This is a genomic window from Pseudomonas ficuserectae, from assembly GCF_024584585.1.
GTDB classification, from domain to species: Bacteria; Pseudomonadota; Gammaproteobacteria; order Pseudomonadales; family Pseudomonadaceae; genus Aquipseudomonas; species Aquipseudomonas amygdali.
Genome location: NZ_CP085684.1, coordinates 2,575,428 through 2,588,613, shown reverse-complemented (window position 1 = coordinate 2,588,613; position 13,186 = coordinate 2,575,428). Strand labels below are relative to the sequence as shown.

The 13,186-nt window shown below is 59.9% G+C and carries 7 protein-coding genes and 4 pseudogenes; 2 read left to right on the top strand and 9 right to left on the bottom strand.

From position 1 onward, the window contains the following. Positions 1-63: 63 nt before the first annotated feature. Positions 64-1,971 (bottom strand): annotated as a pseudogene (gene quiC / locus LJU29_RS11305) (3-dehydroshikimate dehydratase QuiC). Between the two features lie 617 nt (positions 1,972-2,588). Here quiC and LJU29_RS11300 point away from each other — a divergent pair. Further along, positions 2,589-3,917, top strand: a pseudogene (locus LJU29_RS11300) (MFS transporter). 682 nt (positions 3,918-4,599) lie between these two features. Here the strand turns inward: LJU29_RS11300 and LJU29_RS11295 are convergent. Next, on the bottom strand, positions 4,600-5,487 hold the full coding sequence (locus tag LJU29_RS11295; protein ID WP_005753513.1) for a DMT family transporter: 888 nt from the start codon (positions 5,485-5,487) through the stop codon (positions 4,600-4,602). Positions 5,488-5,747: 260 nt separating this feature from the next. Here LJU29_RS11295 and LJU29_RS11290 point away from each other — a divergent pair, with 260 nt between their 5' ends. Next, positions 5,748-7,004, top strand: a complete 1,257-nt coding sequence (locus LJU29_RS11290) for an OprD family porin (RefSeq protein ID WP_257112359.1) — start codon at positions 5,748-5,750, stop codon at positions 7,002-7,004. A gap of 252 nt (positions 7,005-7,256) precedes the next feature. Here the strand turns inward: LJU29_RS11290 and pcaC are convergent. The 7 genes and pseudogenes from pcaC to LJU29_RS11255 form a co-directional block, all read right to left on the bottom strand. Further along, a pseudogene (gene pcaC / locus LJU29_RS11285) lies at positions 7,257-7,655 on the bottom strand (4-carboxymuconolactone decarboxylase). Continuing rightward, entirely contained in the window at positions 7,652-9,013 is a 1,362-nt protein-coding gene (locus tag LJU29_RS11280; protein ID WP_060406972.1) for a 3-carboxy-cis,cis-muconate cycloisomerase, read from the bottom strand. The pseudogene pcaC and the gene LJU29_RS11280 overlap by 4 nt, the downstream one beginning before the upstream one ends. A gap of 24 nt (positions 9,014-9,037) precedes the next feature. Continuing rightward, positions 9,038-10,387, bottom strand: a pseudogene (gene pcaK, locus LJU29_RS11275) (4-hydroxybenzoate transporter PcaK). Between the two features lie 86 nt (positions 10,388-10,473). Beyond that, positions 10,474-11,076: a protocatechuate 3,4-dioxygenase subunit alpha gene (pcaG, locus tag LJU29_RS11270; protein WP_004665140.1), complete on the bottom strand. Its 603-nt coding sequence runs from the start codon at positions 11,074-11,076 to the stop codon at positions 10,474-10,476. Positions 11,077-11,087: 11 nt separating this feature from the next. Continuing rightward, positions 11,088-11,807 (bottom strand): protocatechuate 3,4-dioxygenase subunit beta, encoded by a 720-nt coding sequence (gene pcaH, locus LJU29_RS11265; RefSeq protein WP_257112357.1) that lies wholly within the window; start codon positions 11,805-11,807, stop codon positions 11,088-11,090. Positions 11,808-11,932: 125 nt separating this feature from the next. Next, positions 11,933-12,862, bottom strand: a complete 930-nt coding sequence (gene pcaQ, locus LJU29_RS11260) for a pca operon transcription factor PcaQ (RefSeq protein WP_257112356.1) — start codon at positions 12,860-12,862, stop codon at positions 11,933-11,935. 52 nt (positions 12,863-12,914) lie between these two features. After that, positions 12,915-13,157: a glutaredoxin family protein gene (locus LJU29_RS11255; protein WP_005732565.1), complete on the bottom strand. Its 243-nt coding sequence runs from the start codon at positions 13,155-13,157 to the stop codon at positions 12,915-12,917. Between the last annotated feature and the right edge of the window lie 29 nt (positions 13,158-13,186).

The window sequence follows — 13,186 nt, the reverse complement described above, 5'->3', positions numbered from 1 at the left end:
CGCAGGCAGAGGGAAGCTGCGAGGGATTCGAACCCCCGCAGCAGCTCTACTGTCGGCCTCGCTTTACAGCCGCGCCTGACGCGCTGCCACATTGCGCGCCTTGGCCATCGCCGCCAGACGCACCGGCACGTTGGCCGCGCCATAGCCCACGTAGCCATTCTTGCGTTGCAGGATCTCGAAGAAGAAGCGCCCGTCGAAGGCGTCCGTGTAGACGTGGAACAGCTCGCCGCCCTGCGCATCGCGGTCATAAAGCACGTTGTAATACGCCAGTTCGCTGAGAAACTCTTCATCGAAATCGAAGCGGGCTGCCAGGTCGTCGTAGTAATTGAGCGGGATGTCCAGCAACGGCACCCCCGCTTCCTTGGCGCGGCTGACCTCGGCAAAGATGTCTTCACAGGAGAACGCAATGTGATGCACCCCAGAGCCGCGATAGCTCGACAGCGCGTGGGAAATGGCCGTGTTGCGATTCTCGGAAATGTTCAGCGGCAGGCGCACGGTACTGCAACGACTGCGCAGGGCACGACTTTTCACCAGACCGTAGGGGTCGGGCAGCACCACCTCGTCATCGGCCTCGAAATCCAGAATGCTTTTGTAGAACAGTACCCAGCTGTCCAGGCTGTCGGCGGGCAGCGCCATGGCCATGTGGTCGATACGCTGCAAACCACCCTTGGCAACCGCTTGCGGGTCGACGACAAAATCGCTGTCGTAAATCGATTCTCCGGGCGCAGCGCTATCAACCAGATAGATCAGGCTACCGTCGGGCGCGCGGACTGAAGGAATCTCCCGCTCATTGGGGCCGACCAGCCCGCGATACGGCTGGCCTTTGAAGGCCCGCGCACGCTCCAGCGACTGATGGCCGTCATCGACGCGCAAGGCGGTGGCGCACAACGACGGCCCGTGGGCCTCGAAAAAGCTATGGGCAAAAGAATAGGGTTCGGCATTGAGCACAATCTTGATATCACCCTGCCCCAACAGACTGACCGCCTTGGAGCGATGCTGACCCAGCCTGGCAAAGCCCAGCCGTTGCAGCCAGCCCGAGAGGCGCGCGCCGTGGCTCTCATCGACCGCAAATTCCAGAAACTCGACGCCGTTGTAAGTGCTGGCAGCGGGCGGGTTGAAAAGTATTTCAGGAACAGCGGCTGGCTCGTCACGCGCCATCAACTGGCGGGTTTTTTCTTCCAGATAAAGCAGCGAACGCAAGCCGTCCGCCGCGTTGGCGCGAGTCGGGGCGGCACGGAAACCGTCGTTGAACACTTCCAGCGACAATGGGCCGGTGTAGCCGCTGCGCAGAATCGGCGCGAGGAAACCGGCAAGATCGAACTCGCCCTGACCGGGGAAGCAGCGGAAATGGCGGCTCCACTCCAGCACATCCATGGCCAGAATCGGCGCGTCGGCCATTTGCACAAAGAAAATCTTGTCACCCGGGATTTGCGCAATCGCGCTTGGGTCGCCCTTGAGTGACAAGGTATGGAAGCTGTCGAGCAACACACCCAGAGCAGGATGATCAACCTGACGCACCAGGTTCCAGACCTGTTGCCAGGTGTTCACATGCTTGCCCTAGGCCAGCGCTTCATAACCGACGCGCAGGTTACGGGCACCGGCACGCTCGGCCAGCAGGCTCAGGTCATCCAGCAGAATTTTCTCGTCGCCCACCGAATCGGCAGACGCATTGCTGCAGACCAGCACCAGATCGGTGCCCAGTTCCTGCATCAGATCGAATTTGCGTTCGGCACGGTCGACATTGCGCTGCAGACGATCACGGCGGCAGCCTTCAAAATCCCGGAACGGCTGGAACAGGGTGATGGCGATCCCAAGATCGGCACATATCTGCCTGACGTTGCGTGGGCTACCGTCGTAATACAACAAGTCGTTTTCGAAAATTTCGACGCCGTCAAAGCCGGCTGCGGCGATGGCTTCGAGCTTTTCGGGCAGAGTACCGCTCAAGGATACGGTAGCAATTGAACGCTGCATGCTTTTCAGCTCCTGGATGAACGCGACCTGTTTCGGTCGCGACTGGACAGCACCGCATTCCTGGCCTTTCCCGGCCTTATTCAGAGGTGCGAGTAAAGTATTTGCCTGTCAAAATACTACAGCAACATAAAGTGTACGAACCGGTTAGTTTTACGTTCGATTATCGAACAAAAGCCGTTTTACTCAATTGACGCTGTACCGCGCAATGCTCAACATCAGCATCACATTGCAGGGTAGACCCGCAGTCAAACGTTTTGATCTTTTGCTTCATCAGCAGCAACCCATAACAATTCAAAAAACAGGAACATTGCTCATGTGCACCCTTCTCGCTTTGCTCGCCCGCTCGCCCGTCCGTCTCACCAGACGTCAGGTTCAACGAACTCGTCCGGCCAAAAGCCCCGCGCGGATCTGCGTCGCCTGAAACATTCCAACACACTTGCGCGGCCCAACCTGTAAATTGTCGGCCCGACGGATCGTCTCGATGAAAGCCTGAGTCAACAGGCCAGTCGAATCACGGTTCTACGACTTCACTTTACCTGCACAACGCCTGCATCGAGTGGACTTCTCAGTCCGACTGTTGCCAGCAGCACAGTCCTGGAACGGATGGTTAGAACATCATGCTTAACACCCAGACCAACCCTGTCGCCCAGGCCGCCCGTGCCGGGATGGGCGAAAAGATTCGCGGCGCACTCGCCGTGGGCAAGACGCGCTGGGGCATGCTCGCCCTGGTGTTCTTCGCCACCACGCTAAACTACATCGACCGAGCGGCGCTTGGCGTCATGCAGCCCATCCTCGCCAAGGAAATGAGCTGGACGGCGATGGACTACGCCAACATCAACTTCTGGTTTCAGGTCGGTTACGCGGTGGGCTTCGTGCTGCAAGGCCGCTTTATCGACAAGGTCGGCGTCAAGCGCGCGTTCTTCCTCGCGGTGCTGCTGTGGAGCCTGGCGACCGGCGCTCATGGCCTTGCAACTTCCGCTGTGGGCTTCATGGTCTGCCGGTTCATTCTCGGCCTGACCGAGGCGGCCAACTACCCGGCCTGTGTAAAGACCACACGTCTGTGGTTCCCGGCAGGTGAACGTGCCGTGGCGACTGGCATTTTCAACGCTGGCACCAACGTCGGCGCAATGCTGACCCCGGCGCTGCTGCCGCTGATCCTTACCGTCTGGGGCTGGCAGGCGGCCTTTATAGCGATGGGTTCGCTGGGGCTGATCTGGGTCATCATGTGGCGCCTGAAGTACTACAACCCCGAAGAGCATCCGACCGTCAGCAAGGCCGAGCTGGATTATATTAATCAGGAAGTCGAACCTGCGCCGGTCAAGGTGCCCTTCACCGGCATTTTGAAGATGCGCGGCACGTGGGCGTTCGCGCTGGCTTACGCCATTACTGCGCCGGTGTTCTGATTCTACCTGTACTGGTTGCCGCCGTTTCTCAATCAGCAATACAACCTGGGTATCAGCGTGACGCAGATGGGCATCCCGCTGATCCTGATCTGGCTGACCGCTGACTTCGGCAGCGTGGGTGGCGGCATCCTGTCCTCCTGGCTGATCGGGCGCGGCATGCGTGCGACCACTGCGCGTCTGCTGTCGATGCTGATCTTTGCCATCACTATCTGCAGCGTGGTATTCGCCGCCAACGCCAGCGGCCTGTGGGTGGCGGTACTGGCCATCTCGCTTGCGGTGGGTGCGCATCAGGCCTGGACCGCAAACATCTGGAGCCTGGTGATGGACTACACGCCCAAGCACATGATGAGTACGGTGTTCGGCTTCGGCGGCATGTGTGCGGCCATTGGCGGTATGTTCATGACCCAGATTGTGGGTGCCGTGTTGACCGCCACCAACAACAATTACAACGTGCTGTTCACCATGATCCCGGCGATGTACTTCATCGCGTTGATCTGGCTGTACTTCATGGCCCCGCGCAAGGTTCCGACGCTCAGCGAGTAATCGTCTGACACCATCACAAAGGCCCGGCTCACTCAGTGACCGGGCCTTTTTGCTATCGTCCCCACGCTTTGCGCAGAGTGACGAAAAGTGCTCTCCCGGACGCCTCTCGTGGGTCTGCGACCTCAGGTGGATTTAGGTTCGACTAAGGTCGCCTTTTCGCCCCTCCGCGACTCACTTAGTTATCCCAGACGCCGCTCGTTCCTCACGCTCCGCGTGGGAATGCAGTTCTTGACGCTCCGCGTCACAAAGCGGTTCTGTGGTTTCAGGTGGATTGGGGGTCGACTCAGGTCACCTTTTCGCCCCTCGGCGACTCACTTTGAGGGACCAAAGTGAGCAAAGTCCTTCGCTCCTGTTTCCGGCCCGACTTCGTCGGGTTCCTTCGCCCTGTCACTGATCCGGGGGCCGCCGCAACGGGCCATCCTTGGCCCGGTGCGGCTTGCTCGGCGTCCTGCCTCGCATCCCCCGGATCAGTGCCAGGACTCAGCCGTCACTAACGTCGCACTCTGCGTCGTCAGTGCCACCGTGATAAAAAAGCGCTTTATCTATGTAAAGTGATTGCGCGCAAGACACTACGTTGTGCTGCGGTACAGATGTGACGCGGAGCGTCACGAACTGCGTACCAACGCGGAGCATTGGCACGATAGTCAGTCAGATTTGTGTATTCGTGCGAAGGAACAGCTCATCACCCACCCTTACGCCGCTGTTGCCAAGCCGCCGCCAGGCCGCTGAGGCAGATGATGGCGATACCGGCCTGTGCGGTCGGTGATGGCATGTGGTCGAACACCACGAAACCCAGCAGCCCGGCAAACACAATCTGGCAATAGCTGAACGGTGCGAGCATTGCCGGGGCGGCGAAGCGGAAGGCCTGGGTCAGCAGCAAGTGGGCCGACATACCACATGCCCCCAGCGCCAGCAGAAACGGCAGATCTTTAAGCGCAGGCACTTCCCAGAAGAACGGCACCAGCACGCTCATCAACAGGGTATTGAACAGCCCGGCAAAAAAGTTGCTGGTGGTCGGGCTGTCGAACGGGCTGACCAGCCGCGTCAGGAGTTGATACAGCGCAAAGCACAAGGCTGACGACAGCGGCAGCAGAATCGCCGGGGTAAACAGCTCGCCCCCCGGATGAATGATGATCATCACCCCGATAAACCCGACAACCACCGCAACCCATTGCCCGCGCGTCACACGCTCATGCAACAGCGGCACCGACAGTGCCGTGACCAGCAACGGCGCAAGAAAGTTGACCGCGGTCGCCTCTGCCTGCGGAATGAACATCAGGCTGCTGGTAAACAGCAGACTGGTGCCCAACAGCGCCAACGCACGCAATGCCTGCAAGCCGGGACGCTTGGTACGCAGCACGCGCAACCCCGCCGATGGCATGAAGATGCAGGCCATGAGCAGCGTGTGCACCACGTAGCGCGCCCAGACCACCAGAATGATCGGATAGAAGCCGGACAGGTACTTGGAGAGTGTGTCGTGACTGGCGAACAGAAAAGTCGCCAGAAGAATGAAACCAATCCCTTTCAGTGGTTGGTTGACGCCGGACAAAGGCGTGCTGGCAGTGCTCATCGCGCTTCCTTGTTCAAGTTTCAGCAGCCGGACGCCGTGGCCGAAAACGCCAGAGCACGCCGCCTATGTTTACAGACCCGTATCTACAGACCAGTGAGCATCGCACACACGTTTGCAACGCCCTCCACAAAATGTTCGAACCGGTTCATTAACGTTCGATTATCGCCCGAAACAGTTATTTCACAATTGCACGGCACCTTCCGGCCTTTCACTATCGTAGCCAGCTACACGACTCAATAACTACAAAAAAGGTCTGTTCCATGCGCGCCAATTCCTCCTGCAAATTCCTTTGCGGTCTGTATGCGGCCATTGCTGCAAACCTGACACCTATCAGCGGCAATGCTGCCGGGTTCGTCGAAGACGCCAAGGTCAATCTGAACCTACGCAACTTCTATATCAACCGCAACTTCGTCGACCCGGCCAATGCGCAGAACTACGCCGAGGAGTGGACGCAGAACTTCATCCTCGATGCCCGCTCCGGCTTCACCCAAGGCACCGTTGGCTTTGGTGTGGATGCGCTGGGCCTTTACTCGCTCAAGCTAGACGGCGGCAAGGGAACGGGCGGCACGCAATTGCTGCCGATCCACAGCGATGGACGCCCGGCCGACGATTTCGGGCGACTGGCCGTGGCGGGCAAGGCGCGCTTCTCGAAGACCGAATTGAAGGTCGGCGAGTGGATGCCCGTGTTGCCGATCCTGCGTTCAGATGATGGGCGCTCGCTGCCGCAAACCTTTCAGGGCGGGCAAATCACTTCCAAAGAGATCGACGGGCTGACCCTGTACGGCGGCCAGTTCCGCGGCAACAGCCCGCGCAACGACGCCAGCATGGAAGACATGTCCTTGAACGGCCGCTCAGCGTTCACCTCAGATCGTTTCAACTTCGGCGGCGGCGAGTACGTGTTCAACGAAAAGCGCACCCAGGTCGGCGTTTGGTACGCCGAGCTTGAAGACATCTACCACCAGCAATATTTCAACCTGCTGCACAGCCAGCCGTTGGGCAGCTGGACGCTGGGTGCCAACCTTGGCTACTTCCAAGGCAAAGACGACGGCCAGTCGCTGGCCGGTGATCTGGACAACAAGACCTGGTCAGCGCTGCTTTCGGCGCGGCACGGCGGCAACACCTTTTATGTGGGCCTGCAGAAAGTCAGCGGCGACAGCGCCTGGATGCGCGTCAACGGCACCAGTGGCGGGACGTTGGCCAACGACAGTTACAACTCCAGCTTCGACAACGCCAGGGAGAAATCCTGGCAGTTGCGTCACGACTATGACTTCGCAGCCTTGGGCGTGCCCGGCCTGACCCTGATGAACCGCTACATCAGCGGCGACAACGTGCATACCGGCACCATCACCGACGGCGAAGAGTGGGCACGGGAAACCGAGCTGGCGTACGTGTTCCAGAGCGGCGCGTTCAAAAGCCTGTCGCTCAAATGGCGCAACTCGACCATGCGGCGTGACTACAACACCAACCAGTTCGACGAAAACCGCCTGATCGTCAGCTACCCGCTGTCGCTGCTCTAAAAACAAAAACGCCGCCACGGTTGATCACTCATCGTTATACAGAAATCTAACTGACTATCGTGCCGACGCTCCGCGTCGGCATGCAGTTCTGGACGCTCTGCGTCCTCTTTGTGGCGCTACGCGCCACGCGCTGGTTCTGCGAGTCAGTGAGATTGAGGCCCGACTTCGTGATAAAACAGCGCTTTCATTTATGGGCAGTGAACGCGGGTAAGGCATGACATTTCGCTGCAGCACTCCTTGTTATGCGACTTTTCAATCCTCCTTCAACGACTCCACGCCCATTTCATCCCATACCGCTTCGGCCAGGTGGAACGTCGCATTGGCCGCCGGAATGCCGCAGTAGATAGCGCTCTGCATCAGCACTTCCTTGATTTCCTCACGGGTCACGCCATTGTTTTTTGCGGCCTTCAGGTGCAGGCGCAATTCGCCCTCGCGATTCATGCCGATCAGCATCGCAATGGTGATCAGGCTGCGCGTGTGGCGCGGCAACCCTGGACGTGTCCAGATATCACCCCAGGCGTGACGGGTAATCATCTCCTAGAATTCTTCATTGAACGGCGTCAGTTTGCTCAGGCTGTTGTCGACATGCGTATCGCCCAGCACTGCACGGCGTACCTGCATGCCAGCTTCGTAACGTTCGTCTTCGGTCATCGGGAAATCCTTGTGTGTTCAGCCACGGCACGCTCGACCCATTGTCGGGCCTGGCCAAGGTAATGGGCCGGATCAAGCAGACGATCCAGCTCGTCGGAAGAAAACTGCTCACTGACTTGCGAGTTTTCGCCGAGCACCTGACGCAAATGCGCGCCCTGCTCTACCGCACGACGGCAGCACTGTTCTACCAGATGGTGGGCAGCATCGCGGCCGATGCGCTGAGCCAGCGCAATGCTCACTGCCTCGGCGAGCACCAGCCCTTTGGTGGATTGCAGATTGCTCGCCATACGCTCGGCATCGACCTGCAGACCGGGTAGCACCTGCAACGCTTGCTGCAGCGAACCGGAAACCAGACAGCACAGCTCCGGCAAAGTCTCCCACTCGGCATGCCACAGGCCCAGACTGCGCTCGTGCTCCTGCGGCATGGCGGCCAGCATCGTGGCGACCAGCCCCGGTGCGCGGGTCGCGGTGCTGATCATGACCGCAGCACCGACCGGGTTGCGTTTGTGCGGCATTGTCGAAGACCCGCCCTTGCCCGGTGCCAAGGGCTCGAAGACCTCGCCCACTTCGGTCTGCATCAGCAGGCTCACGTCGCGCCCCAGTTTGCCGAGGCTGCCGGCGATCAGGCCCAGCAGACCGGCAAACTCCACAAGTCGGTCGCGCTGGGTGTGCCAGGGCTGCTCGGGCAACTCCAGTTGCAATTCACCGGCCAGCGCTTCGGCCACCGAAAACGCCTGATCGCCCAGCGCCGCGAGGCTGCCGGAAGCACCGCCGAACTGCAGGCACAGCAGGCGTGGTTTGATCTCGTTCAAGCGCTGTCGATGACGAGTGACCGCGCCCAGCCAGCCGGCGATTTTCATCCCCAGGGTGACCGGCGTGGCCTGCTGCAGCCAAGTGCGTCCAGCCAGCGGCGCGCCAGCATGACGCTGTGCCTGCTCAGCCATCGCATCGGCCAGTAGGGTGAGATCACGCTCAAGCAGCACGATCGCTCGACGCAGTTGCAGAATCAGCCCGCTGTCCATCACATCCTGGCTGGTTGCGCCCATATGCACATAGCGCTCGGCCTCAGCACTGCGCGCGGCTATCTGTTTGCCTAGCGCCTTGACCAGCGGAATCGCCGAATTGCCGGCACTGCCGATGGCAATTGCCAGCGCGTCGAAATCGAACAGCCGTGCGTCGCAGCTCAGCTCGATGTCGGCGACCACCTCGGGTGGGATCAGGCCGACGCGTGCCTGTGCCCGAGCCAGCGCAGCCTCGAAATCGAGCATGCTCTGTACCCGGCCTTCATCCGAAAAGATCTCGCGCATTTCGGGTTGCATGAAGTAGGCATCGAAAAGTTGATTGCTCACTCTGTTCACATCACCACTCCAGATTGAAAGGTTTCAGGTAGCGTCCGAATGACTGACCCAGCCCTTGATCAGCACCGCTATCGCGGCCAGGGCAGCCGGGACCACCAGCGCCGTCAGCACCTGTTCGAAGCTCCAGCCCAGGCCCAGCAGTGTGGCACCGGCCCAGGCGCCGAGAATCGCGCCGAAGCGGCCGATCCCGAGCATCCACGACACGCCAGTGGCACGCCCCTGGGTGGGATAGAAACGCGCTGCCAGTGAAGGCATTGCCGACTGTGCGCCGTTGATGCACATACCGGCCAGCAGCACCAGCGTGGCCAACAAGGCGACATTGCCCAGACTCTGCCCGACCAGCCAGGCGAACACACCCGCCAGCGCATAGGCCAGACCAATGACCTTATGCGGATTGTAACGATCCATTGCCCAGCCGACCCCCACTGCACTCAGCACCCCGCCGAACTGGAACAGCGCACCGATGAACGCCGATTGCTCCATGCTCGCGCCACTGTCGCGCATCAACGTCGGCAGCCAGCTGGTCAACAGGTAGACGATAACCAGACCCATGAAATACGTCAGCCACAGCAACAGCGTGCCAGCGCTGTATGTGCCGGAGAAAATCACTTTCAGCACGTTGCGGCTACTGACCGTTTTCTGCTAGGGAACGCTGAAATCGGTGATGCCAGCCAACGCCTTCGGCGCAATCGGTGCCAGCACTTTGCGAATACGCTCCGCACCGCGATTGCGCACCACCAGAAACCGCGCTGATTCCGGCAGCCAGACCATCAGTACCACCGCCAGTATCAACGGCAGAATACCGCCCAGCATCAGCAGGCTGTGCCAGCCCATGCTCGGGATCAGTTTGGCCGACACAAACCCACCGCAGGCCATGCCCAGATTGAAACCACAGAACATGCTGGTCACCAGCAGCGACTTGAGCCGCTCGGGCGTGTATTCCGACAACAACGTGGTGGCATTGGGCATCGCTGCACCGAGCCCCAGCCCGGTCAGAAGGCGTAATACCAGCAGTTGATCAATGTTGCTGCTGTAGGCAGACGCCAGGCTGAACAGACCGAACAGAAACACCGCGAACACCAGCACGACCTTGCGCCCGAACCGGTCGGCCAGCGGGCCGGAACCCAGCGCGCCGAACACCATGCCGATCAGCGCAGCGCTCATCACCGGGCCCAGGCTGGCCCGGTCGATGCCCCAGTCCTGGCTGAGCGCTGGTGCAATGAAGCCCATTGCGGCGGTATCGAGGCCATCGAGAAACACGATCAGAAAACACAGCGCAACCACCCGCCACTGATACCCGGACAGCGGTTGCGCATTGATGAAGGCCTGAACGTCGAGCGTACCCGGCACAGGCTGGCTGGCGGAAAGCGTCATGGAGATGTCCTTTTATTTTTATAAGGTCGCCTGCCGATGCAGGCGCCGGGAACGCACGCACACTGATACGCGAATCGACAACCGATTCAGAAATCGAAAAACACCGTTTCGCCTTCACCCTGCACGCGGATATCAAAACGATAGGCCGTTTGCCCATCATGCGTGCAGCGGCGCGCGACCAGCGTTTCGCGACGCGGCGGCTGCTCGATCAGATTGAGCACCGGGTCCTGAGCATTGGCCTGCGCTTCGTCGTCGAAATACAGCCGCGTCTGCAGATGAATATTGATACCACGGGCAAACAGCGAAACGTTGATGTGCGCAGCCATCGGCACCCCGGCCGCATTATGTGCCGAGCCTGGCTTGATGGTCTTCAGAATCCATTGGCCGTCGTCAGTGGTCGCCGTGCGGCCGAAGCCGTTGAACGGCCGCTCCGGGTCGAATTCGCTGTGATACGCGCCTTGATGGTCGGCCTGCCAGAATTCCAGATACGCATCGCGGATCAGATGACCGTTGCCGTCGAAGACGTTGCCCAGCAGCACGATGTGCTCGCCCGGCGCGTCGGGTCTGGCCATCTCGTTCCAGATTTCCAGCTCGCGGGTCGGATTGCCGGCCACTTGCGGTGCCAGACCGATGTGCACGTACGGGCCAGCGGTTTGCGAAGGGGTTTCCTGCAGTAATTGAACGGGCATATCGGGCCTCCTCAGCAGTTTTCGAAGTGTGTCTTGCGCTGGCCGCGTAACACGATGTCAAAGCGGTACGCCAGGCAATCCATTGGATTACCCATCCCCAGATCGAGCCTGGCAATAAGGCTCTGCACAGCGTCCGGGTTGGCGATGGCCTTGACAATCGGGCAGATAGGAATCAACGGATCGCCTTCGAAATACAGCTGGGTGACCAGGCGGGTGGCAATCGACGGGCCGCTGATCGACACATGAATATGCGCCGGACGCCAGTCGTTAGGGCCGTTGCGCCACGGGTAAGGGCCTGGCTTGACGGTGCGGAAGCTGTAATTGCCTTCGCTGTCGGTCAGCGCTCGCCCTACACCGCCAAAGTTGGGGTCGATGGGTGCCAGATAGGCATCGCGTTTGTGGCGATAACGCCCGCCGGCATTGGCTTGCCAGATCTCCACCAAGGTATGCGGAATCGGCTTGCCGTACTGATCACAGACCCGGCCGGCCAGCAGGATGCGCTCACCGATGGGCAGCCCGCCGTTGTCGAAGTTGAGCAGCAGATCGTTGTCGTGCTGACCAAACTTCAAATGCGAGAAATCCGGGCCCGTGGTTTCGGAAATGGATTGCGGGATACTGACCAGCACCTGACGCGGCGAGCGCAGGATCGAGGTCTTGTAATCAGGTGTCAGGGCTTTGGGGTGCCAGTTTCGGTCACGAATGACGAAGCGGCTATTGTCAGCGGCAGACATGGCGTTCTCCTTGTTTTTCTTATGGGCGCAAGCGTCGATCACTTACGCTACAGGCTGCGGCGAAGTGTCGCGTGATCCATGCTTATAGAAAATTGAAATAAAACCGGTTATCCATAACCAAATGGTTATGCATACTGCGCTTTGCAGTAGGTCTCTCCGACGCCTCGCAGTTCATCCACACACCATTGCGCCGCACGTGTCAGCGGCAGGGCCGGGTTGCTGCACAGGCCGACTGATCCGCCCGGCTCGCGAATGCCCATGTCCAGCTCCACCAGCGTGCCGCCTTTCAACTCCAGCGACACCGCATCCAGTGGCGCGATCCACACCGCATCGCTGCACTGCACATAGCGGCGGCTCAGGGTGAGCGAGAGGGTTTCAAGGCGCTGACGCGGCATGCGGATACCGCACTGTACGAAAAGACTGTCGGCAAACTTGCGGATGGTGGTGCCAGCCAGCGGCAACACCAGCGGGAACTGCTCCAGACTTTCAGGCTTGAGCGGCGCCGTCAGTAACGGGTGATCGTTGCGCACCACCAGCGTCATCGACTCGTTGTACAGATGCTCGAACGTCAGCCCCTGAATCTGCGGGCTGTCAGTCATGCGCCCGACCACGAGGTCCAGCTCCCCTACCCTCAGTTGCGACAGCAGGTAGGCACTGGGGCCGGTCATCACGCTGACGATCAACGCGGGGTGGCGCTCGTGCAGACGATGGACCACCTCCGGAACCAACAGGCTTTCAGCCGTGGACAGCACGCCCAACCGTGCGGTAACAGTTTCATGTTCACCCGAGCGCAGGCTACTGACACCTTCACGCAGGGCCTGGACGCTCGGCCCGGCGAAACGCATGAATGCCACCCCCGCCTCGGTCAGCGCCGCACCGCTCTTGCTGCGCACAAACAAGGTGGTGGCCAGCAGTGTTTCCAGCTCCTTGAGACTTTTCGACAGCGCGGGCTGACTGATTGCCAGTACATCGGAGGCACGCGCCAGGCTGCCCTGCCGAGCCACCTCGAGAAAGCACACCAGATGGCGAAATTTGATGCGGGTATCAATATTCAATGCGCGTCGGGTCCGGGGGATAAAGAAGAATGCAGCTCTACGACAATGCCGCTCAACGACTCAAAAACGAAGCTACCTGAGGCGCGTCAAATGGCCAGTCCAGCTCATCACCGGTGTCGACTCGACGCAACACAGGGACGCGCAACTCGTAACGCTCGAACAGTTGTTCATCCTCGCAGATGTCGACCAGCTCAACCAGTAGGCCGTGCTCGATGGCGAACGGCAGTAAAACCGCTTCGGCAACCTCGCACAGCGGGCAGCCCAGGGTACTGAACAGCTGGCATTCGGGCGGCATGAATTGATCCTCGGCAAATCCTCTACAAC